Consider the following 23,255-nt stretch of genomic DNA (forward strand, 5'->3'; position numbering starts at 1 on the left):
AGCTTAATGTCCCCTCTCAGCATTAGGCTCTTTTTCTTCTCTAACAGTATTAAACCTTTCAGCTAAACATTTTTCTGATGAATGTATTGAGGCGTTAACCCCTCCTTAACCCTGCTTACTCTATCTTAGCCGCATCTAAGTGGGAGACAGCACCAATGACGTTTCGATATTCAGTGCTTGCGATAATGTTATCCGGTCTTATGGGTTGTGCGACAACCAGTGAAGCCGACTTTTCAACGCAGGCCACAGAGCAACAAAATGAGTCCATTCAACAGTTACTTGATCGAGTAGAAATAGCTGGTGAAGAGCAGACACAACAAACAACGAACTTAATTACCGATCTCGTTAATGTACCTGAGCTAGAGCAGTATCTGACGACTGCGTTTAGCGCGAACCCAAGCCTTCAGCAGAGCACTGTGGCTCTCAAGATCGTCTATGCCCAAGAGGGGTTGAGTTTTGCTGACCAATTGCCAACGGTTAATGCCAATTTTTCAGGTGAGAAAACAGAAGGTAGTGACGAGAGCTACAACGCTGATGTCACTGTAAGTTGGGAACTAGATCTATGGCAGCGCCTTGCTGATGTGAGCGCGGCATCTAGAAAAGATGTTGCGGCATCTCACGCTAGCCTACAAAACGCGACCAACCTTCTTGCTGCAAACATTATGCGTGGTTGGCTAGAGATCAGTGTTAATCAACAGTTGCTGGATATTGAGCAGCGCCGTTTAGCGATTCTTGAAAACAACGAAACATTGGTATTAGACCGCTATCAAGTCGGCTTAGGGACACTTGAGGAGCTCGACAACGCCAAAACCAGCGCTGCTTCTACTCGCGCCACAGTGGCTCAGTATCAAGAAAACCTAGCACAGAGCAAACGAAGCCTGTTGCTGTTAACAGGTGAGTTGAATACTAAGGTTACTGACGTCAATGTCGCGCAAGCGTTTCCTGATGTTCTCAATCCACTTGAAAATATGTCGGTGCAAAATCTAGCAGGTCGTCCAGATCTTCAACAAGCCTTCTTCAATATTGAAGCCGAGAGTTTGAGAACCGATGCTGCTTATAAAGCGATGCTGCCATCGTTCAGTCTTTCTGCGAGCTTAAAAGACATGGCTGAAACACCAAGTGAAGCTTTGTTTGCCAACCCTTTGTGGAGTGCGTTAGGGCAGGTATCTGCACCGCTATTCCAAGGTGGTCGTCTGAAAACCAATGCCGAGATTGCTGAACTCACGACAGAGCAAAGTTACTGGGCTTACCAAGAAACCTTGCTAACTGCTGTTAACGAGGTCGAAAACGCAATTGGGCAAGAAAGCTCGTTGGCGGAGCAACAACAGCACCTCCAAGCGTCGCTATCGAGTGCTAAACGAAGTGTGGTGAGCTACGAAGAGAAATACCGTCAAGGGCTGGTGGATATCTTCGATTTATTGACTGTTCAGCAGCAAGCCTATGACGTCGAGTCTCAGCTCACCAATACCACATACCAACGTCTACTTAACCGAATTGATTTAGGCTTAGCACTGGGCCTAGGTGTCGAAAATCTAGGAAACAAAGCATGAAAAACACATTAAAAAAGAATGCAATTACGTTCGCTATTACAGTTGCTGCAGCGGGCTCTATTTTTGCTGTGGTTGCATACAACGGCAGCCAAATGGCTCAAGCCGCTCAAGCACAGCCACAAACTAAACTCGAGAACGCTGGTGAACAACCGTTAGATGCACGTTCACTTCCACAGGTTGCGGTTCAGCTAACGGACGCAGCCAGCTATCGCGCTGAAGTGGTGGGCTATGGCGAAACAAAACCCCGCTACGAGCTTGCCTTTGCTAGTGAAGTGAGCGGTCGTGTTGAGTGGTTGTCTGGTAGCTTTGAAGCAGGCTCTACCGTGAAAGAAGGTGAGCTGCTGGCTAAGATCGACACAACAACCTACCAACAAGCCCTGACTCAAGCGAAGTCAGATGTTGCTACTGCTACTCAGGAGTTATTAGAAGAGCAAAGACAAGGCGAACAGGCTCGCTCTGAATGGGAGCGTTCTGGTTTAACTGGAGAACCGAGCTCTCCACTTGTGCTTCGCGAACCTCAATTAGCTAGTGCGCAAGCTAAACTAACGAATGCTAAGCAAGCCTTGGTCAAAGCACAGCAAGACTTATCGAATACCGAAGTTCGAGCGCCATTTGATAGCGTTGTCGTCAGCCGCGATATTCAGCCCGGCAGTTATTTAAACGCGGGCAGCAGCGTTGCGACGCTATACAGCACCGACCGTATTGAAATCGAAATTCCTTTGTCAGAACAGCAGTGGGCGAACCTGCCCAAAGCAGCGAAGGGTGGCAACCAACAAGGCAATGTCACATGGAACGCGACCATTACTGACAGCACTGGCGCTTTTGAATGGCAAGCTGAGGTCGAGCGTAGCTATCAATATGTCGCTCAGAACACACGTCAGCGTTCTGTCGTATTGGTTGTCGACAACCCGCTTGAACAAGCCCAGCCACTTTTCCCAGGTACCTTTGTCACTGCGACTATTTCGGGTGCTGAAGTAGATAACTTATGGCAACTGCCTGCCTCTGCTTTGTCGCAGCAAGGTGACATTTGGACTGTTGATTCACAAGGTATGCTAACTAAGTCACCAGCTGCCACGTTGTTTGAACGCAATGAACATATCTATGTTGAATCCGTTAACAGTGAAAACGCAGCGCAAGTGGTTATGCGTCCATTAAGCAACTTTAAAGTGGGTATGAAGGTCAATCCAACGGTTGCCGAAGAGACCAATGATATTCAAATGGTTGAAAGTAAGTTAGATTCAGCCTCAGATCGCACGATGTCAGAGGAGGGCTAATATGAGTTCGTTTCCTTCAACCGACCAGCAATCAGCGTATAAACCTAAAGGCATCATCGCGTGGTTTGCCCAAAACTCAGTAGCGGCAAATCTACTGATGCTGGGCGTTATCATGGTTGGCTTATTCTCGATTAATAGCTTACGTAAAGAGGCATTCCCAAGCTTAGAACCAGACATCGTCACGGTCTCTGTGACCTACGACAGTGGTGACCCCGTTCAAGCGGAAGAGGGGATAGCCATGAAGATCGAAGAGGCACTTGAGACGGTATCAGGCATTAAGCATATAACGTCGACTTCTGACTCCTCAGGCAGCCACGTTTCTATCGAGAAAGAGACTAACTACGATCTTGATACCTTGCTTGATGACGTGAAAACCAAAGTTGATGCGATCAATAACCTGCCAGCCGAAGCGGACAACCCAGTTATCGACAAAGCGCGAATGCAAGAACACGCGCTGTGGGTTCAACTCTATGGCGATACAGACCGCGCTACCTTGCAGGACCTTGCAGAGCAGCTAAAAGCGGATTTACTGAGTCAAAGTCAGATTCGTGATTTAGAGGTTAAGGCTAAGATCGATCCGATGATCTCTGTTGAAGTTAATGAGGCAAAACTACAAGCTTACGATCTAACGCTGACGGATATTTCGAACGCAATCAATGCAGAGTCATCAACCAGCATAGCGACGAGCTTACGCAATGGCGATAAAACGGTTCGTCTTAAAGTGTCGGATCAGGCGTATGAGCTGCAAGATTTTAGAGCGATCCCTATCTTGAACACCGCCAATGGTGGCCAGATAGTACTTGGCGATATTGCTAAAGTCAGTGATGTGTTTGAAGAGGATACCTTCAGCCTGTCTCGTTACAACCAGCAGAACTCGATTGGCATCCAGATTGTAATGGATGAATACAGTGATGTTATCAGCATCGTTGAACAGGCCGAACAAGTCGTTGAAACGTGGAAATCGAGTAACTTACTGCCAGAGAACGTTGAAATTGAGAGTTGGTACGACAAAAGCACGCTGATTAAAGAACGATTGTCTCTACTAGCGAAAAATGCTCTAACCGGTATCGCCTTAGTATTTATTGTCTTGGCTCTGTTTCTTAACATCCGAGTTGCGTTCTGGGTAGCGGCGAGCCTGCCATTTGTATTCTGTGGCACTCTGTTCTTTATGACCGACTCCTTTATGGGGCTCACAATCAATGAGATGACCACATTCGGTTTCATCATGGCACTCGGGATTGTGGTCGATGATGCGGTAGTTGTGGGAGAAAGTATTTACTCGACGCGTAGAGTAGAAGGAGACTCATTAAAGAGCACGATTGTAGGTACACATAAAGTGGCAGCGCCAACCATATTTGGTGTGCTCACTACTGTGGTTGCGTTTGTTTCGATTGCTATGGTTGAAGGCAAAATGGGGCAAATCTATGCTCAGTTTGCGACCGTCGTTGCCATCTGTTTAATGCTCTCTTTGGTCGAATCTAAACTGATCTTACCGTCTCACTTGGCCCATGTGAATACTCAACGTTCAGACAAAAAAGGGATTTGGAATCGAATTCAACAAGGCGCTGATAACGGTTTAGAGTGGGTGAATAACAAGGTTTACAAGCGATTGATTAAACAAGCATTGAACTTCCGATATGCGGTTGTTCTGGGCTTTATTTCGTTATTCATTCTGGTTATTGGGATGCCATTTACCGGTAGTGTGCGTGTTGCCTTCTTCCCGGATATTGCTGGCGATACTGTTTCCGCTGAAATCAGCATGTATAACGATAGTAGCTTTGGTCAAACGCAAACCAACCTGCTGCAGTTAGAAGCAAATGCTTTGGAAGTGGACAGACAATTACGATCTATTCACGGTGGTGAGTCGGGCATCTCAAGCGTACAAGTGATCGCAGAGGAAGATAAGTCGGGCAAAGTGACGATTGAACTGGACGGTGAGGCGACCTATGACTCTAACGAATTTGCTGACGTGTGGTTGGCAAACTCTGAAAATATGGAAGGCGTTAAAAAGCTCAAAGTCCTATCAATGATGGAGATGGTAGATGCATTTAAAGCTGAGCTGAAAGCCAATGAAGAAGAGTTATTGAAAGAAGCAGCGAATAAGCTCAAAGCTGAGTTACAAACAGTGGCTGGAGTTAGCGGCATTGACGATAACTTGGACTTGGGTGAACCTCAGTATCGCTTTGAATTGACGGATCAAGGTCGAGCGTTAGGTATGGATACCGCAACGCTAGCACAACAAGTGTTGCAATCATTTGGTGGCGATATTGTTCAGCGTTTTCAGCGCGGCAAAGACGAAGTGAAAGTCCGTGTTCGTTATCCAGAGGAAGATCGTCAAACACTTGCGGATATTGGTGCGTCAAAAGTGAGAACGCCAGATGGTACGGTTGTTCCATTGACGACGGTTGCTAAGGTCTACTCGGACTACCAACAATCTGAAATTACCCGTATCGATAACCAGCGTGCGGTGTACATTACGGCAGTGGTCGATAAAGACCAGGTCGCATCAAATGAGCTTGTCGCTCAGCTGAAAAACAGCATAGTGAAAGAACTCAATGCAGACTATCCGACGGTGAAAATTGACTTTACTGGTGAAGCAGAGCAGCAACAAGAGTCGACGGATTCTATGCAATCGACCTTTGTTTTAGCGCTTATTATGATCTTTGCATTACTGGCTATTCCATTGAAGTCGTACGTGCAGCCATTGATCATCATGGTGGCGATTCCATTCGGTATTGTTGGTGCCATTTTAGGGCACTGGTTGAATGATCTGACGCTGAGCATCTTGTCGCTGAATGGAATCTTGGCACTGAGCGGTGTGGTGGTGAATGACAGCCTATTGTTGGTTTCACGATTCAATGAATTGATCAAAGATAAGTCATTGAGTGTCAAAGAAGCGATCCAGCAAGCATGTACAGGACGTTTACGCGCAGTACTGCTGACCTCTGTCACTACGTTTGCCGGCTTGGCGCCACTGTTGAGTGAAACTTCTATGCAGGCACAGTTTCTAATTCCAGCAGCAGCGGCTCTTGGTTACGGTATTTTGTTTGCGACTGTTATCACTTTGGTTTTAACACCGTCACTGCTGTTGATTCAAAATGATGCCAATACGCTGATTAGCAAGGTAAAACAAAAGCTCTTTAAGAGCGAAAATCAGCTAGAGTTGGCGTAGTACGTTACAATGATATGATGCATGTATAGCCCCGCGATTAAGCTTGTGGGGCTATTCTTAGAATGACGGAGGGATGGGTGAACAATTTACAACTTCTATTGGTTGAAGATGATCTTGACTTGGCAAAAGCGGTCATCGATTACCTTGAACTTGAAGATATATCATGTGACCACGCAGCCAATGGTTTGTCCGGTTACAATCTCATCGAAACTAACCGCTACGATGCGGTCATCCTTGACCTCAACCTGCCTAAACTCAATGGGCTAGAGGTGTGCGAAAAGATACGTTCTCAAGGTATAGATGTTCCAATTCTAATGCTAACCGCCCGTGACACACTCGACGATAAACTCACAGGATTTTCTAAAGGTGCAGACGACTACCTCGTAAAACCCTTTGCTATGGAAGAGTTAATCGTACGCACCCAAGTTTTATCTCGTCGTCGAAGTGGGCAAATTAATAAGCTGCGCATCGAAGATGTTGAGTTGGATTTTCAAGATAAAAGCGCCACTCGCCAAGGAAAGGCGCTTAAAGTATCGCCAACAGGAATCAAACTTCTAGAATGCTTGATGCGAGAGAGTCCAAATGCTGTATCACGTGAAAAACTGATGCAAGCTGTCTGGGGAGATGAACAGCCAGACAGCAATAGTTTAAAGGTTCACATGTTTAATCTTCGAAAAGCCGTTGATGGCAAAAGCGATACCAAGCTTATCCAAACCGTTCCTGGCTACGGTTTTGCGTTTAAGCTTAATGAGGAAGTTTAGATGAAGATCCGCCCGAGTATCAGGCTCTATTTTCTTGTCGCGATGCTATTTGTTGGCAGTGCTACCATTGGTGTGCTCACTATCACCGGCATTCACTACTTCTTTGCTGGTTTAGATACCGCTATGACGGAATTCATGCGTGCACAAGCTACGGAGCTTCCATTGGGTGAAAATGACACACCAGTCCAGTTTGATGACGTGACGCTAGCGGCTAAGTGGGAAGACTTACCGATAGAGATTCAGCAAAACCTGAATCCAGAAGAGTTGATCCCGAATGAACTTCTGAAACGGATAGATGGCGTACCCATCATATCTGAGCCTGAAGCCGGTTACTTCGCAATGAAAGTGGTCGTGGATGGAGAAACGCGTTATATCTCTTTGCTGCTCAAACAAATGGATATGAACGATAAGTTTGAAAATGAGCCGCCACCGTTTATCTACATTATTTTTATTGGGCTTGGCGCTATCGTCTTCTTTTTCATCGCATTGATTTTGGTTCAGCGAAAAATAGCCTCGCCAGTGGAAGAGTTAAAGGATTGGGCAAAAGCGCTGGATAAAGAGCAGCTCACTCAACCTGTCCCGAATTTTCACTACAGTGAGTTGAATGCACTCGGGGAGTTGATCAAATCTAGCTTGAGCTCGGTACAAGAGAGCTTGGAGCGAGAGCAACGTTTTCTTGGGTATGCCAGTCATGAGCTGCGAACACCGATTGCGGTTACGCGAACCAATTCTGAGCTGCTGCGCAAAATGATTACTAAGCAGCTTCCTGCAGAGAAACAACTCGAAGTGCTCGACCGGATCGAACGCGCGGGCTTTACCATGACTGACCTTACAGAAACACTACTCTGGTTGAATCGTCAGGAAGGGAAGTCTCTGCCTAGTTACCCAGTCTCGTTAGGAAAGAGTATCCAACAGATAGTCGGCGAGCTTGGTTATTTGCTACAAGGTAAATCAGTGGAAGTGACCACCACCGTTGACCAAACCACGTTGGAATTGCCCGAAGGTTTGTGTCGAATTGTCATTTCAAACCTGATTCGCAACGCTTTTCAGCACACAGAAAATGGCATTGTTGAGATTACCCAAGCAGGTGATACGTTATCTATTGTGAACCGCAATACGGAACCTAAAATTGGACGAGATGATCTCGGCTTTGGTTTGGGATTGGAACTGACGCAGCGACTTATCGCTCAATATGGGTGGACTTATCAAACTCAGCAATCGCCTGAAGGTTGGCGAGTTGATGTCACTTTCACGAGTTAACAGGCTGGCTGTAAAAGATTTTTACGAATATTGATGATTTACAGTTTCCTATAAGGTGACTTGCGAGTATCTTGAAGTCTTGAGCTAGGTTAGGCTCAAACTCAAATATAATGATAATTAATCGGTCACAGATAAAGGATACTTGCGTGCAGGCACAATTCATTGATGGCACGACGCTCTACCGTCAACATAACTTTCAGCTTCCACTCGACTACCAGAACCCACAAGGTCAACAAATTCAGGTGTTTGCGCGTGAAGTGGTGGATCTTTCAAAAGATAATCAAGAACTACCTTGGCTTGTTTACTTTCAAGGCGGCCCGGGCTTTCCTTCCCCAAGAATGAGTGGCGAATCGGGCTGGGTAAAACGCGCTCTACAACAGTACCGCGTGCTCTTACTAGACCAGCGCGGCACGGGTAATAGCACGGTGATTAGCCATCAAACACTGGCTCACCTTAATCCAGAACAACAAGCTGATTACCTGTCACATTTCCGAGCTGACAACATTGTGCGTGACGCTGAGGCGATTCGTGAACAATTTGGTGTGAAACAGTGGGCGACAATCGGTCAGAGCTTTGGCGGCTTTTGCACGCTGACTTACCTTTCTCTGTTTCCTCAAAGCTTACTGCGTTGTTATGTTACGGGCGGTATTCCATCAATCGAGCGTGAAGCAGACGATGTTTATCGAGCGACATACAAACGTGTAGAAGACAAGAATAAAGCCTTCTTCGCTCAGTTCCCGCAAGCGCAAACACTGTGTCGTGAGATTGCCGATCATCTATTGACTCATGAAGTGCGTCTGCCGAATGGTCAGATCTTCACAGTTGAGCAGTTCCAGCTAATTGGTATTAATCTCGGTGGTGGTGAGGCGAATCTGCCAATGTACTTCACATTGGAAAACGCCTTTGTTGATGTGGCTGGAGAGAAGCAACTTAGCTACAGCTTTTTAAATCAGATGCAACAAGAGCAGGCTTATCTCACTAATCCTATTTATGCGATTTTGCATGAGTCGATCTACTGCCAAGGCACGGCATCGCAATGGTCAGCGCACCGAGTTCGCGATGAATATCCGCACTTTAACTACCAAACAGGTGATGCGTTCTGGTTTACGGGAGAAATGGTTTACCCTTGGATGTTTGACCAATTAGAGACCCTAAAACCGTTAAAGCAAGCTGCTGAATTATTAGCTGACAAGTCAGACTGGGTTCGCTTATATGAACCGAAACAGCTTAGCGAAAACAGAGTGCCGATGGCGTGTGCAGTGTATGCCGATGATATGTACGTTGAGCTTGATTACAGCCGCGAAACTCTGGCTAAGATCCCAAATTCGAAAGCGTGGATCACCAATGAATACGAACACAATGGTATCAGAGCAGACGGTGAACGCATTCTAGATAAATTAATGACAATGGTTGAGTCGATAGAGAATCTACCAAAGTAACTTGCAGCTGTTTAATGGCTTGTTAGTTGCTTAAAGGTTTCTTCTCAGACAACGAAAAAACGCTGCTAAATTTAGCAGCGTTTTTTTAATTCCGTTAGGGGAAAAGGGGGTTGGGGAAAGTCGGCGTTTGTTGTTCTTAATTTTAAATAGATTATTCGCCAAGTAGCTGACAAGCCGACTGTACAGCGTTGTCGATGTCAGTTAATTTTCCGGCACCAGCAGGGCCTAAAACACGAGTATAAAGTGCAGTTTGTTGTTCGAACGTCAGACCTAATTGGTTGTAAAGATCTTGACGAATTTGAGCGAATTCTTGCGGCTCTGCATTCGATAGCCCTTCAAGGGTGTTGTAAATGAGAGTGGATTTATCCATAAACTGTCCTTAGTACATCTGTTAAAAATGAAAGCATTATGCACTCTGTGTAGTATTGTTTCTGGGATTCCGATCGCAATATGTGTTAATTAATCGTTATCTTTAGTGATTGATCTCTAATGAATAATGACTCAATAATGTAAAAAAGAGACCTTGAGCAGGTCTCTTTTGCTAGATCATGTCCTTTTAAACCAACAGATATCGTTATTTGATATGGATATTGTTGTCTCTCCGGTCATACATATCAGGGGTTGTGTGTAACCCGCCAGCGTATCCCGCCGCTTCTAAGGTCTCTCTCACTTCTCGAACGTATTCCGGTGTAACAGGGTCGTGTCTGTCTCCTAGGTTTTTACGTACAAAGGTGATGAGTTCTGCCAAACTTTGGTCAGAGAGTACCTCTTCAAAACTGGCCATTGGCATGAAGTTTCTATCTTTATCGAGATAGGTTGGTTGTAGGCCTCGAACCGTTACTGCAACAGTGTTAAACGGATCGCTGTGCATGATGATCCCGTTGTTTAGCAGAGTAGGGGCAATTGGGTCTCGACCTTTACCATCATCACCGTGGCAAGCCCCACAAGTTTGACGGTAGGTCGTGTAGATATCAGACTGATACGCTGCTTCATCAAAACCTTTCGGCTGCAAAGGAACTGCGTCAGGTGAGATCATATTGTGGGTATCGCCTTGTAACAGGTAATACGACATTGATTCGATATCTTCCCGCGTCATTAAGCTCAAGCTATTTTTTACCACGTCAGCCATGCCCGCAAATGCGGTGCCTTTGTCTGAGTGACCAGTGTGCAAGAAGTCCGTTAACGTCTTTTCATCCCATCCATCAATGTAGAGCTCGTTAGCAGTAATATCTGGAGCGTTCCAACCATCAATTAAGTTGCCTTGGAATATACGTTCAGGTATCAAAGCTTGAGCGATATTTCTCGGGGTGTGACACTCAGAGCAGTGTCCGAGCCCAGCCACCCAGTATTTACCCTGTTGCCACTTCTCGACATCTTCCACACTCTCTTTAAGTTCCTGTGGCACTTGATAGTCGATTGGGTCGGTGTCCATAAAGACAATGTTCCAGCCTAACAGTCCAAGTCTTATGTTGGATGGGAATATCATGCTGTTATCATCATTTCGGCGAGAAACTGCAGGGATTGACTGCATATATTCCCAAAGGTCTATCATGTCTTGAGCAGTGAGGTATTGATAGGAAGTGTAGGGCATTGCTGGATAGAGGTAGCCCTCTTTGCCTTTACCCCTGACCAATGCATCCCTAAAGTCATCAAAGTCATATCGACCGATGCCTTCACTGGCGTGAGGGGTGATATTGGTTGAGTAAACGGTACCAAACGGAGTCACAAACGGTAGACCACCTGCAAAGGGTTCCCCACCTTCAGCACTATGACAAGCAACACAATCACCGGCATGAGCAAGGTACTCACCACGTTCAACCGAGTCCGCTTTTAAGGCAGCAAGTCTTTCTACTTCGGTATGTTCTGAATGGCGGATGTAAGCGCCTAGTGCAAGAATCTCGTTTGCTGTAAGTTGTCCTTCGAAGGCTGGCATTAAGTTGTTGAGGCCGTAATTGATTGTGTGTTGTATCTCTTCGATACTGCCGCCGTGCAGCCAAATACTGTCTGAGAGGTCTGGTACACCAATAGTAGGGTTAGCAACAGTGCCATCAGCATGACAGGAAGCGCAGTTTTGTATGAAGAGGCTCTTGCCCAGTTCGACTTTGACCTCTGGCACGTCGGTGTGACGCTGATTGAGAGAGGCGAGATAGTAAGAGATTTTGGATATCTCATCAGGTCTCAGAATCTCACTCCAACCCGGCATCGCGCCGTTTCTGCCTTTGGCGATAGAGTGGATAATGGCATTGTCGTCACCACCGTATAACCACTCTTGATCAATGAGATTGGGGAAGTGCTTCTGACCTTGAGCATTGTCTCTGTGGCATGCTGCGCAATGGGTTTGAAACAGGATTTGGCCACTGGCAACAATTTCAGGTACCAAAGCTAAGGTGTTGAGATCGGTTTGAGTCTGCATTGCCATTTGCTCGTCCAGCGAGGTAGACGGGGAACTCAATCTGTCATCGCTCTGTTGCCAATCAACTAGACCTCGCCATTCCCCCATACCGGGATACAGCACGAGGTAACCAGCAGAAATAACAAAAGCGATGGCGTAGCTAACAAATAACAACTTAGGTGGAGGCGCGTCTTTCTCTTCAATGTTATCAAAAGTACCGACGGTATGGTCTTGGTCGGCTTTATGGTTACTGCGCCAATATTTAACAACCACAGAAACCATTAAAACAAAGAAGACTAGGGTGCAAATGATCGCCCACCAGTTCCAGAATGTACTCATGGCGACACCTCCTGTGCTGTATCTTGTCCGAGGCTTTGTAAGTAACGAATGAGTGCTTCTGCTTTGGTTTTGCCTCTTACTTGTAGCCTCGCTTCGCTGATCTCGCTATCTGTGTATGGCACACCGAGAGTTCGCAACGTTTTCATCTTGTCTCCAATGTCATCACCTGAAAGCGTTTGTTCAAACAACCAAGGATATGCAGGCATGATTGAAGTGGGTACGACTTGTCTAGGGTTGATGAGATGGATAACGTGCCACTGGTCAGAATATTTTCGACCTAGGTTAGTAAGATCGGGCCCAGTACGTTTTGAGCCCCAAAGGTTTGGGAATTCGTAGATATCGTCAGCTTCTTGATTTGCACGACCGTTGCGCTTTACCTCGGGATCGAGTGGGCGAACCATCTGTGTATGACATACATGGCACCCTTCGCTGATGTAGATATCACGGCCAGCTAACTCCAGTGCAGTGAGGGGCTTAGCTAAGCTTCCTTCGGCTATATCTGCGGTGCGCACAATATTAGGGACAACCCATACCAATAGTGAAAAGGAGGCGACGACGACAGTTGTGATAATCAGAATCCAAACCGATTGAGTGAAGTCTTTACTCATAGTCTATGCCTCCTTTGCTACAAGCGCGCTCGGCATGCGAACAGTTTTGTAGAGGTTGACTGCCATTAATAGCAGACCCAACACAAACAGAGCCCCACCAAAGAAACGCAGGAACAACCACGGAGCCTTGAAGTCCATAGCTTGTACGAAGCTGTAAACTAATTCGCCGTTGTCGTTTTGTGTTAACCACATGTAGCCTTCGCCGATACCTGCGACCCACAGTGCAATGGCGTAAAGAGCAACCCCAGCATGCGCGAGCCAAAAATGCCATTTAAGTAGCCTTGGTGACCACAGTTCGGTTTTACTCCACAGTCGAGGAATGAAGTAGTAGAAGACCGCAATGCCTGACATGCCGACCCAACCCAGTGCACCTGAGTGAACGTGCCCGATAACCCATTCGGTATTGTGAGCGAGCATGTTAAACCAGCGAATCGCAAGTAAAGGGCCTTCGAATGTCGCTAAGCAGTAATAGAGAATGGCCGAGAAGAAGAACAACAGGATGTAGTCGTTTTTGAGTTTCTCTTTGTTCTGAAGCAGTGTCATTGCGCTGTTGAACGCACCCGCCCACGAAGGAAGCCAAAGAATTAATGACATCACAATGCCGATGTTTTGTACCCAAACAGGAACAGAGGAGTAAATCAAATGGTGGGTTCCTGCCCAAGTATAGAAACCGACCAAGCCCCAAAAGTGGATTACGGATAGACGGTATGAGTAAATTGGACGATCAGCGGCTTTGGGGATGAAGTAATAGTTCATACCGATGATCCCAGCTGTAAGCAGGAAGCCAACTGCATTATGGCCCCACCACCATTGGACTATGGCGTCTTGAGCGCCGGCAAATACCGAGTAGGACTTCATGGCTGAAACAGGCATGGCGAGATTATTGATGATAAAGATCATCGCGATAACGATAATGAATGCCGCGAAGAACCAGTTAGCAACAAAAATATGTCCCACCTTACGTTTGGCTATCGTGCCGAAGAAGAGAACGGCGTAAAGAACCCAAACAAAGACAATTAACAAGTCGATTGGCCACTCTAGTTCAGCGTACTCTTTAGAAGTGGTGTAGCCCGCTGGGAGTGAAATCAAGGCAAGTAAGAGGACGAGCTGCCATCCCCAGAACACCATCCACGCCAAGCTTTTGTTGAAGAGTTGGCAATGTCCGGTCCGCTGAGCAATGTAGAGCGAAGTCCCCATAAGGATATTAACTACGAATCCGTAGATAACGCCGGAGGTGTGAAGCGGGCGCAGGCGGCCGAATTGAAAGTACTGAGAGTCGAAATTTAGGATGGGCCAGTAGAGCTGCGCAGCTAGAATTACCCCGATTAACATTCCTAAAATGGCCCAGACGAAAGATGCCAGAATGAAGTACTTAACCACCTTCACACTGTATTGCGTTGTCACGTTATCCATAACAAGCTCCTGTAAAGGTTACTTTTCGTTGCCGAGTTGTGAGTAGAAGTAGGAGATATCTTCAATGTCTTGGTCGGAAAGAGCATCGGCTTGTTGCTGCATCAAAACGGCAAGTCCACTGGTACGTTCGCGAGTTTGATAATCTTTGAGTGATGAAATCAGATACCCCATTTTTTGACCGCGCAGATTTGGATAGGGCTCTTGAGTAGAGATGCCGTCTTCGCCATGGCAGGTCATACACACCTTGGCTTTCTGTTTACCTATCTCGAATTGTTCATCGTTGCTCACAGCATGTGCTGAGGAAAAGAGAGCAGTTGCGACAATCAGAGAGGTGAATAGTGTCTTCGGGTTCCATCGTTCTTGAATTAAGCTCATCACGGTTTCCTTAGAAGTGTGAAGATACATCGCTAAGTGGCCAATTCTCAGCTGCCAAACAGCACAATCGCGTTGTTATGTGCATTTAGGTCTGATAAATGCGAACTTTAAAGGCTACTGCGCAATTATATAGATGCGCTAAATGGAAAGGTTTTCTTTTTGTTGTCTCTGTAATACGTAAAGTCTGTAGGTTTCGGATTAGTTCAACTGAAAGAAAAACAACAGAAAGCGAAGTTAGAATTGAGTTGCGGCTGGGTTCGTATTAAGTATGATCAGAACTTTGCTCTTTGAGAGCACGTTATGAGTCAACCTATTTGTGAGCCTGACATGCCGCTAGAACACCAATCCTCGACCTTTGAAACGATTGTAAATACACGACGTTCAGTTAGAAAATATGATGCGAACGCAGAGTTTAACCATGATGATGTTGCGACAGCATTAGAGTTAACGACTTTGGCACCAAATAGCAGCAATATGCAGATGTGGGAGTTTCATCGTGTTATCTCTTCCGACAAACGTGAGAAGCTTGCTGAATATTGCATGGGTCAGAACGCTGCTAAAACGGCGAATGAGCTTGTCGTGTTTGTCGCGACAACACACAACTGGAAAGAGCGTGCACAGCGCAACGCTCAAAAAGTACGAGAGGCATTTGAAGGTCGTGAAGACGCCGCAGCAAAGCGCGCTCTCAAATATTACGAAACTTTGATTCCAATGGTTTATAACAACGACGCTTTCGGGATTCGAGGTGTTTTCCGCAAGGCCTATAGCTGGTGGCTTGGTCGCAACAAACCTATGGTGAGAGAAGTCAGTAAAACCGATGTTCGAGTTTGCTTACACAAAAGTGTTTCCCTCGCCGCAATGACTTTTATGTATGCGATGCGTGAAAAAGGGTACGACACATGTCCAATGGAAGGCTTCGATTCTAAACGAGTGAGAGCGCTGCTCGGCTTACGTGACAGTGACCAGATCACTATGATTGTGAGTTGTGGTGTCCGAACGGATGAGGGCATCTACGGTGATCGTCAAAGAGTGGAGATGGACACTGTGATAAAAAGTCACTAACACTTCAACAGTGAAAACCCTACCCTATGTGGTAGGGTTTTTTCTATCGTGAGCTTTGGCTTTCACCTACCCCCGATTTTCCATTCCTTGTTTTTTACGGTTGACGTCACCGTAACAAACGGACACTCTTAATGTGCTTATAATCCAGTTGCTTATCTAACGGTTCAAACCTAAGGAACTTCTATGCCAAACCTGTTTTCAGAGATACCCAAAGACATTCCAAATGAGATATTTGAGGATATTGTCTCTACCGAGAGTATTCGTATTGAACGTATTGTTTCTAAAGGGCAAAGTTCACCAGAAACGGGTTGGTATGACCAAGATGAACATGAATGGGTATTGGTGTTGAGTGGACAAGGGATTATCGGTTTTGAAGATGGTTCAGAAGTGACTTTGAACTCGGGTGATTACATCAACATCAAAGCACACCAGAAGCATAAGGTTGTGCGCACGGCCGCTGATGAAGCCACTGTTTGGCTCGCTGTTTTCTATCGCTAGGTGATGTGACTGAAATAAGATGGAGTAGAGGTAACAGTATGTTTATTAAATTTAATGTGTATGGGCAAAAAATGTCGGTACAGCGCAAGGGCGACGAATGGCTGCTATTTAAAGAGTCTGATACTTCCATGCGAGCAAGAGTATACGACGTTGTGATTCCATCAGACCTTCAAGAGCAAGAGTTGAGAACTTACCTTGCTGATATTTACCATGAGTTCGCAAGGTCAGAGTTCCCTGATGTTGTAGAGATTTAACCGAAACAAGTGTTCAGAAAAGGCATTCTGATGATTATTCGAGAGTATCAACCCGAAGATGCAACGCATTTGTGGGATCTGTTTTTTAATACCGTGAGAAACGTAAACATCCAACACTATAGTCAGGCTCAGGTTGAAGCGTGGGCACCTTCTGAATTTTCAATGGAGGTTTGGCAAAACAAGATGGATAAGACCCGTCCCTTTGTTGTTGAACTGGAAGGAGTCGTTGTTGGGTATACAGACTTGCAAGAGAGCGGGTTGATAGACCATTTCTTTTGTCATCATGAATATCAAGGACGAGGCGTCGGCCGACAACTCATGTCACACGTATTGGACTTAGCAAAACAAAAGGGATTAAAAAGGGTCTTTTCTGAAGTAAGCATCACAGCGCGTCCTTTTTACGAGCACTTTGGATTCTCTGTAGTGAATGAACAGACTATCGAAGTCCGTGGGCAAACCATGAATAATTTTGTGATGGAAAAGCTATTAGACTAGATATTTTCAGTCTGGAATTGGCGCATTTTCAGTAAATCTACGGTTGTTGCTGACAGGTCAGCTTGATAATTTTCCGGTTAGCAAAACCATTAACTTAATGGAACCTTTGAGTAAGGATCATAATGGGTTTAGAAGCCTTGTCTTTTGCCGTCGATGTACTCATTACAACTTGTTGTATGTACATTGCTTCGAAAATGTCTTTCGTATCTGCGGATTTTAAGTCCTTAGCGCTGATTGCTTTTATCGTCTCAACCATTGCACTTATTCCAAGTGTTGGAGGCATATTGAGCTTAATCTCATTTGTCTTCTTACTGACTAAAGCAACTCATTCATCCGTTGGTGATTGTGTTTGGGTTGTACTCTTCACTAAGGTCATTTCATTGTTGTTTGTTCTGTTGATTGGTAGCGCGCTTTATTAGTGTTTTGGCACTTTTGTAGTATTGACTTCGCCGCTTCTCAGGAACCTACCATGATAGACGCTCACCTTTATGACCAGATTAAATGGCCGTGTGACCTCTCCAAGATTGTGATTGAAAAACTCAAGCAAATCGCTGTACTTAAGCAGGGGATTGATGCGCTAGAAATCACGAAACGTTATCAGAATGTTCCGGGGGTCTATTACATCTTAAGCGGCTCTGCTGGTCTCTGTTTTTCGACACAAAATATGCATCACATGTCTGGTGGGGTCATTGGTAGAGGGGATTGGATAGGGACATTAGCTGTTTACAAGGAATACCAACTGTTCGCGGTTGCTGAGGAAGTCAATCCTCTCTCTATGGTCTTCTTTCCTCGAAAAAAGGTTCGTGATTTGGCGGAAAAAGTGCCTGAAGTCTACAAGTGGTTACTACATTGTGCGACGCAAAGCTACTCGGTGTGGATGCAAGCGTACTTGACCTCGATTCATGAAAAGGAACAGAAAACCGTTTATGTGCTGTTAGAGCTTGCCGCGAGACAAAACACGGACGTCAATGATGTGGCAAGAATCGATGTTTCCCAAAGCCAGTTGAGTTCGATTACTGGAATCTCTCGCCCACGCTTGAATGAAGTCTTAAAAAATCTAGAGAAAAAGAAAGGAATTAAGACGCATCGAGGCAGGGTGGTGATCTCTGATTTTGATGTTCTTTACCATTGCATTTCACCGATGAACTTGATGTTGAGAGACCCCTCTGACAGGTTGATGCCACAATTATCCGGCGAATAGCACATAATTAATTTTTATATCAGTAAATGCTATTTTATGTTCTTTTCGGAACATACTAGCCACCAAGTTTTCTATAAATTTAGAGCTGAATACAGAAATTATAAATCAGTGATAAGTAACAGGAAGCTTAAATGAAGATGTCAGTGTTGGAATACAAAATCTGTGGTATCGGTGTATGGATAAAGGCGACGGTGTCACAACGTTGCGCTTACATGCTCGCGTTAGAGTACGAAAGACTGGGGTGGCCAACAAGGATTGATGGCGAAGTTAGAGATGTGTAGAAAAAAGAAAAGCTGGTGTCAAACCAGCTTTTCTTTTTTGAAGCTTTTCAATTGTGAACCTTGGCCAAGTGCACTTTGGAGTATCGCGCATTCGTGATGGCTACTTATTCACAAACTCTTTGAAGCGTTGCTTCGTTGCGTCATCAGCTTTTTCATACCAGAAATACAGCATCTCTTCTGCAGTATTGTCCGACGCTTTTACATTCGCTGGTAGCGTTACAGGCTGAACTGGGGTATTTGCCGCTGCTGCATTAATCGTTGCTGCTGAAGCAGTTGCGCTAGCCAATGCTGCGACACCACCTTGTTTATTGTAGTTTGCCGCTTCTGTTGGGTAGTTTCGCCCAATCTGCATGCCTTTTTTCACTAACGTATCTTCTTTGGTCTCAACTGTTTGCTGATCTGAGTCAACAAGGCTCCATTGAAGATCTTTCATGCCTTCTTTTGCCGCGCTGATATTGCGGTACTTAGGCATATTGAATGTCAGTGTAGTGTTACTCGCATCAAATGTCGCGATGATGGTGTCACTGTCGATGAATTCACGGTCATTACCTTGATCAAAGGCTACCTGATATTGGAATACAATTTGGTTCTGACCATCTGGCAGTGTCATGGTTTTATGAGATGAGAAAAGTCCGCCATCTAGGTCTGGTTTACTTTCGTTAACCGCTAAGATGTCCACACTTGAAGGGACTTTGATTTCAACGTCTGCAGAAGCGAAAGGTGCCGCTACCAATGCAGTGATTAAGGCAATCTTTTGTGTCGTTTTCATAATCGGGCAAGTTGTTTGGAAAGAAGGAATTACAATCTCACGCACGCGCGTCGAGTTCAAGTGATGTCTATGAAATTAAGGATATTTTGCGGAATCTTAACGTAACTGAAACAAACAGTGATGAGTGACCAAACAGCTAGCCACTCATTTTAACGATTATTCTAAATAGAAGTAACCGTTGTCCTTCTTACAAATCGGGATCTCCATGTTACCCACGAAGTCACCATCGACGTAGCAAGGGACATACGGCGTCGCTAAGGAAGAAGCGAACGTCATGGCAGGTGCAAGTGCAAAGAGAGCAATAATTATGTATTTCATCTTGTGTCCTTAAGTCTGAAGTACAATTTGCGCTGAGGATTAGCCTCTGCATGAGCTTTAAAAATAGTACAAATGATATAATTGTCAATTTGTGATGCTGCTCGCTCATCATTTCCGAAATTTAGTCTACCTCTTTGTTATTTATGACGTTTTCTAGTGACTTGTAGGGGCGTTGTTCCTGTTATATCAAAAAACCGCGAGAACAGAGTCCTCACGGTTTTATTGCTTTTCACTCTACTTTGAGAGTAAAGCTTATTGTGCTTGCTTCGCCGCAGCTTCTAGCTGTTGTAATCGACCTTGTAGCGAGTACGCAGCTTGGTTGAAGTTGCCTGGGTTCAATACTTGGCTCTTCTGCATTGGGTAGTCAGGTAGAGTCGCCATAAACTCTTGAACTTGTCCGCCTACCGGTACGAATAGCCACATGTTGTCTGCCATCCAACGTAGGTACATGCCAGATTCGTGAGGTGCTTTTTCGAACGGGTCAGCACGTAGGTGTACTACTTGAGGCCAGTTTGGTTGGAAACGCACTGCATCTGTGATGTTACCGTCCATTACCGCGAATGAGATCTTAAAGTCGTTCCAGCGAACCGCGTTTAACTCACCGTTTGCAGAGAAGTACAGTAGGCTGTCACGTGGGCCTTGCTCTTCTTTACCTTCGAAGTAAGGTAGGAAGTTGTAGCCGTCTAAGTGAACGCGCCAGTTCTTACCGTTGTAACGAGCACCGTCGTCAGACGCCAATTTCTCTACAACTTTATCATCACCAGCTGCTGCTAGAAGCGTTGGAATCCAGTCTTGGTGCGCCATGATGTCGTTGATCTTAGTACCCGGTTCAATTACACCAGGCCAGCGAACAAGTTGTGGTACACGCATACCGCCTTCGTAAGTTGTGCCTTTCTCACCGTGGAAGTAAGTTGCGCCGCCGTCAGGCCAAGATACTGTTTCTGCACCGTTATCTGTTGAGTAGATAACAATGGTGTTGTCTGCGATTTTCAGTTCGTCCAGCTTGTCTAGAAGCACACCAACGTGGTCATCGTGCTCTAACATACCGTCAGCGTAGATACTGATACCTGATTTACCTTGGTACTTCTCTTGTAGACGCGTCCAAACGTGCATACGTGTGGTGTTGTGCCAGATGAAGAATGGCTTGTCAGCTTTCACAGCTTTTTCCATAAATGCTAGAGATTCTTCTAGGAACTCTTCATCCGCATGCTCCATACGCTTACGCGTCATTGGGCCTGTGTCTTCGATCTTACCGTCAGCCGTAGACTTGATAACACCACGAGGGCCGAAGTTCTTACGGAACTCAGGATCTTTAGGGTAGTAGTATGTCTCTGGCTCTTCTTCTGCATTAAGGTGGTATAGGTTACCGAAGAACTGGTCAAAACCGTGGTTAGTAGGTAAGTGCTTGTCTTGGTCACCCATGTGGTTCTTACCGAACTGAGCTGTCATGTAGCCTTGTTCTTTCAGTAAGTCTGCAATCGTTGGAGCCCAGTCTGGAATACCGTGGTCAGAACCTGGCATACCGATAGTAAGCAGACCTGTACGGAACGGTTCTTGACCTGTTAAGAATGCAGCACGACCCGCAGTACACGATTGCTGACCGTAGTGGTCAGTAAACAGTGCACCTTCATTAGCGATACGGTCAATGTTTGGTGTTTCGTAACCCATCATGCCGTTGTTGTATGCACTGATGTTAAACACACCAATGTCATCACCCCAGATCGCAAGAATGTTAGGCTTTTCTGCAGCGGTCACTGCTGAAGAAGCTGCTAATAAGCCAACACCTAATGCTAGTTTATTAATTTTAGTACCCATAAGGACTCCGATTTATTTTTAAAAATAATGCGTTAAGTCAACACATCGATGAGCAAACATTAATCTCAAAAACCGGTTCTGTCCTTTTATAGTAGTTATAACCATTCGTTATGTGTGTTATCTAAGCTTCTGATTTTAAAGGGTTATGTTGTCTTTGTTTTAAGTTGGCTTACACAGGTTGTGTGATCTCTATCATGAAGTAGAACGTACATAGGCAAGTTTTTTAACGGTGGTGTTAGATAAGAAATGACAAATTAATTAATAGCTTACCCAATCTCGCTATTGTTTAAGTCTTGGACTATATGTTGAAGGGCAGGACGCAAACAACTAAAGAAGAGGTTTCTATGACAGCAAAATATGGTGTCAAACGTCGGCTAGCGATATTGGGTTCCGCAATGCTAGTTGCAACATCAACGATGGCGGCTGAAAAGCCCAACATTTTGGTTATTTGGGGTGATGATATTGGTCAATCCAATGTCAGTGCTTACACTTTTGGCTTAATGGGGTATCAAACTCCTAACATCGATAGCATCGCCAAAGAAGGTATGATGTTTACCGATTATTACGCAGAGCAGTCTTGTACCGCGGGGCGTTCTACCTTTATTACCGGACAAAGTGTTCTCCGAACAGGTTTGAGTAAAGTAGGTCTACCGGGAGCGGACATCGGTTTGCAAGCTGAAGACGCAACCATTGCTGAGCTACTTAAACCAATGGGCTACATGACTGGTCAATTTGGTAAAAACCACCTCGGTGATAAAGATGAATTCCTTCCAACAGCACACGGGTTTGACGAATTTTTTGGCAACCTTTACCACCTGAATGCTGAAGAAGAACCAGAAAATGAAGACTACCCAAAAGACCCAGAGTTTCGTAAGAAATTTGGTCCGCGTGGTGTAATTAAGTCCTTCGCTGATGGGAAAATTGAAGATACCGGTCCGTTGACGCGCAAGCGTATGGAAACGGTTGATGAAGAAACGTTAGACGCGGCACTCGATTTTATGGATCGCGCTGTCAAAGCTGATAAACCTTTCTTTGTTTGGTGGAATGCGACTCGCATGCACTTTAGAACGCACGTACAGCCAGACAGCAAAGGCGTGACTGGTATCAGTAATTATGCCGACGGCATGGTTGAGCATGACAGACATGTAGGCCAACTACTGAAACAAGTGGATGACTTAGGCATTAAAGACAACACTATTGTGTTCTATTCGACAGACAATGGCCCTCACATGAACTCGTGGCCTGATGCGGGTACAACACCGTTCCGTGGTGAGAAGAACACCAACTGGGAAGGTGCATATCGAGTACCAGCTATGGTTCGATGGCCAGGTAAGATTGAACCGGGAACCATCTCTAACGAAATTATGCATCATATGGACTGGATGCCAACATTCCTAGCGGCTGCAGGTGACGACCAAATTAAAGAGAAGCTACTTAAAGGACATACTGCGGGCGATAAAACGTTCAAAGTTCACCTTGATGGTTACAACTTCCTACCGTACTTAACCGGTGAAGAGGATAAAGGACGTCGTGCAGAGATCTTCTACTTCACTGATGATGGTGATTTAGCCGCGCTTCGTTACAACAACTGGAAAGCGGTGTTCATGGAGCAGCGAGCGACAGGTACGATGCAAATTTGGGCAGAACCGTTTGTGACATTGCGTCTACCTAAACTGTTCAACCTTCGTATGGACCCATATGAAAACGCAGATATCACTTCGAACACCTACTATGACTGGTTGCTAGATCACGCATACATGTTTGTTCCTGCGCAGGCATACGTCGGTAAGTTCTTGGAAACTTTTGCTGAGTATCCACCGAGACAAAAAGCGGCGAGCTTCAGCTTGGATCAGGTAATGGAAAAACTTCAGGAAAGCCACAACAAATAGTTTGGTATGAGTGAATCGAAAAAGAGCTCTTAGGGGCTCTTTTTTTGTTTTCATTCAAGTCACAATATTTCATACGTTGCGAACTAAATA

At 45.4% G+C, this 23,255-nt stretch carries 22 protein-coding genes; 14 read left to right on the top strand and 8 right to left on the bottom strand.

Going from position 1 to position 23,255, the window contains the following annotated elements; translation table 11 throughout:
- Window positions 1–155 precede the first annotated feature (155 nt).
- The 6 genes from KI743_RS01505 to KI743_RS01530 all read left to right on the top strand — a co-directional run bounded on the left by KI743_RS01505 (window position 156) and on the right by KI743_RS01530 (window position 9,456).
- Complete coding sequence (locus tag KI743_RS01505; RefSeq protein WP_285464453.1) at window positions 156–1,550, top strand: TolC family protein; 1,395 nt, start codon at window positions 156–158, stop codon at window positions 1,548–1,550.
- Window positions 1,547–2,824, top strand: coding sequence for an efflux RND transporter periplasmic adaptor subunit (locus KI743_RS01510; protein WP_285464455.1), 1,278 nt, complete (start codon window positions 1,547–1,549; stop codon window positions 2,822–2,824). The genes KI743_RS01505 and KI743_RS01510 overlap by 4 nt, the downstream gene beginning before the upstream one ends.
- A 1-nt stretch (window position 2,825) precedes the next feature.
- A complete protein-coding gene (locus KI743_RS01515; RefSeq protein WP_285464457.1) occupies window positions 2,826–5,996 on the top strand; it encodes an efflux RND transporter permease subunit in 3,171 nt (1,056 codons plus the stop codon).
- Between the two features lie 77 nt (window positions 5,997–6,073).
- The gene (locus KI743_RS01520; protein WP_285464459.1) at window positions 6,074–6,757 is read left to right on the top strand and encodes a response regulator transcription factor; all 684 of its coding nucleotides are present in this window, start codon (window positions 6,074–6,076) and stop codon (window positions 6,755–6,757) included.
- Window positions 6,758–8,017 carry a HAMP domain-containing sensor histidine kinase gene (locus tag KI743_RS01525; RefSeq protein ID WP_285464461.1) on the top strand — a complete coding sequence of 420 codons (1,260 nt, stop codon included), beginning with the start codon at window positions 6,758–6,760 and terminating at the stop codon, window positions 8,015–8,017.
- A gap of 146 nt (window positions 8,018–8,163) precedes the next feature.
- Entirely contained in the window at window positions 8,164–9,456 is a 1,293-nt protein-coding gene (locus KI743_RS01530; RefSeq protein WP_285464463.1) for an alpha/beta fold hydrolase, read from the top strand.
- Window positions 9,457–9,607: 151 nt separating this feature from the next.
- Here the strand turns inward: KI743_RS01530 and KI743_RS01535 are convergent, their stop codons facing one another.
- From KI743_RS01535 to KI743_RS01555, 5 genes are all read right to left on the bottom strand, one after another.
- Window positions 9,608–9,826 (bottom strand): PAS factor family protein, encoded by a 219-nt coding sequence (locus KI743_RS01535; RefSeq protein ID WP_032552405.1) that lies wholly within the window; start codon window positions 9,824–9,826, stop codon window positions 9,608–9,610.
- Between the two features lie 204 nt (window positions 9,827–10,030).
- Window positions 10,031–12,187: a c-type cytochrome gene (locus tag KI743_RS01540; RefSeq protein ID WP_285464467.1), complete on the bottom strand. Its 2,157-nt coding sequence runs from the start codon at window positions 12,185–12,187 to the stop codon at window positions 10,031–10,033.
- Complete coding sequence (locus KI743_RS01545; protein WP_152470482.1) at window positions 12,184–12,795, bottom strand: cbb3-type cytochrome c oxidase subunit II; 612 nt, start codon at window positions 12,793–12,795, stop codon at window positions 12,184–12,186. Before KI743_RS01545 ends, KI743_RS01540 begins: the two co-directional genes overlap by 4 nt.
- Before the next feature lie 3 nt (window positions 12,796–12,798).
- On the bottom strand, window positions 12,799–14,208 hold the full coding sequence (gene ccoN, locus KI743_RS01550; RefSeq protein ID WP_285464470.1) for a cytochrome-c oxidase, cbb3-type subunit I: 1,410 nt from the start codon (window positions 14,206–14,208) through the stop codon (window positions 12,799–12,801).
- 18 nt (window positions 14,209–14,226) lie between these two features.
- Window positions 14,227–14,583: a cytochrome c gene (locus KI743_RS01555; protein ID WP_285464472.1), complete on the bottom strand. Its 357-nt coding sequence runs from the start codon at window positions 14,581–14,583 to the stop codon at window positions 14,227–14,229.
- A 300-nt stretch (window positions 14,584–14,883) separates the two neighbouring features.
- On the opposite strand from KI743_RS01555, the gene KI743_RS01560 reads away from it, so the two are divergent.
- The 7 genes from KI743_RS01560 to KI743_RS01590 all read left to right on the top strand — a co-directional run bounded on the left by KI743_RS01560 (window position 14,884) and on the right by KI743_RS01590 (window position 18,374).
- Window positions 14,884–15,645: a nitroreductase family protein gene (locus KI743_RS01560; RefSeq protein WP_373417778.1), complete on the top strand. Its 762-nt coding sequence runs from the start codon at window positions 14,884–14,886 to the stop codon at window positions 15,643–15,645.
- 183 nt (window positions 15,646–15,828) lie between these two features.
- Window positions 15,829–16,143 carry a cupin domain-containing protein gene (locus KI743_RS01565; protein WP_285464474.1) on the top strand — a complete coding sequence of 105 codons (315 nt, stop codon included), beginning with the start codon at window positions 15,829–15,831 and terminating at the stop codon, window positions 16,141–16,143.
- Window positions 16,144–16,181: 38 nt separating this feature from the next.
- Window positions 16,182–16,397 carry a hypothetical protein gene (locus KI743_RS01570; protein WP_285464476.1) on the top strand — a complete coding sequence of 72 codons (216 nt, stop codon included), beginning with the start codon at window positions 16,182–16,184 and terminating at the stop codon, window positions 16,395–16,397.
- 30 nt (window positions 16,398–16,427) lie between these two features.
- Window positions 16,428–16,892, top strand: a complete 465-nt coding sequence (locus tag KI743_RS01575; RefSeq protein WP_285464478.1) for a GNAT family N-acetyltransferase — start codon at window positions 16,428–16,430, stop codon at window positions 16,890–16,892.
- A gap of 122 nt (window positions 16,893–17,014) precedes the next feature.
- On the top strand, window positions 17,015–17,311 hold the full coding sequence (locus KI743_RS01580) for a hypothetical protein (RefSeq protein ID WP_285464480.1): 297 nt from the start codon (window positions 17,015–17,017) through the stop codon (window positions 17,309–17,311).
- A gap of 50 nt (window positions 17,312–17,361) precedes the next feature.
- Complete coding sequence (locus KI743_RS01585; RefSeq protein ID WP_285464481.1) at window positions 17,362–18,093, top strand: Crp/Fnr family transcriptional regulator; 732 nt, start codon at window positions 17,362–17,364, stop codon at window positions 18,091–18,093.
- Window positions 18,094–18,224: 131 nt separating this feature from the next.
- Complete coding sequence (locus KI743_RS01590; protein WP_167332354.1) at window positions 18,225–18,374, top strand: hypothetical protein; 150 nt, start codon at window positions 18,225–18,227, stop codon at window positions 18,372–18,374.
- Between the two features lie 100 nt (window positions 18,375–18,474).
- On the opposite strand, the gene KI743_RS01595 is transcribed toward KI743_RS01590, so the two are convergent.
- The 3 genes from KI743_RS01595 to KI743_RS01605 all read right to left on the bottom strand — a co-directional run bounded on the left by KI743_RS01595 (window position 18,475) and on the right by KI743_RS01605 (window position 21,276).
- On the bottom strand, window positions 18,475–19,143 hold the full coding sequence (locus KI743_RS01595; protein WP_285464483.1) for a DUF2057 family protein: 669 nt from the start codon (window positions 19,141–19,143) through the stop codon (window positions 18,475–18,477).
- 156 nt (window positions 19,144–19,299) lie between these two features.
- Window positions 19,300–19,461: a hypothetical protein gene (locus KI743_RS01600; protein ID WP_160168797.1), complete on the bottom strand. Its 162-nt coding sequence runs from the start codon at window positions 19,459–19,461 to the stop codon at window positions 19,300–19,302.
- Window positions 19,462–19,713: 252 nt separating this feature from the next.
- Window positions 19,714–21,276, bottom strand: a complete 1,563-nt coding sequence (locus KI743_RS01605; protein ID WP_285464486.1) for an arylsulfatase — start codon at window positions 21,274–21,276, stop codon at window positions 19,714–19,716.
- A 344-nt stretch (window positions 21,277–21,620) separates the two neighbouring features.
- Here KI743_RS01605 and KI743_RS01610 point away from each other — a divergent pair, with 344 nt between their 5' ends.
- Window positions 21,621–23,165 (top strand): arylsulfatase, encoded by a 1,545-nt coding sequence (locus KI743_RS01610; protein ID WP_152470492.1) that lies wholly within the window; start codon window positions 21,621–21,623, stop codon window positions 23,163–23,165.
- Window positions 23,166–23,255 lie beyond the last annotated feature (90 nt).

The organism is Vibrio sp. D420a (assembly GCF_030248625.1).
Classification (GTDB): domain Bacteria; phylum Pseudomonadota; class Gammaproteobacteria; order Enterobacterales; family Vibrionaceae; genus Vibrio; species Vibrio fortis_A.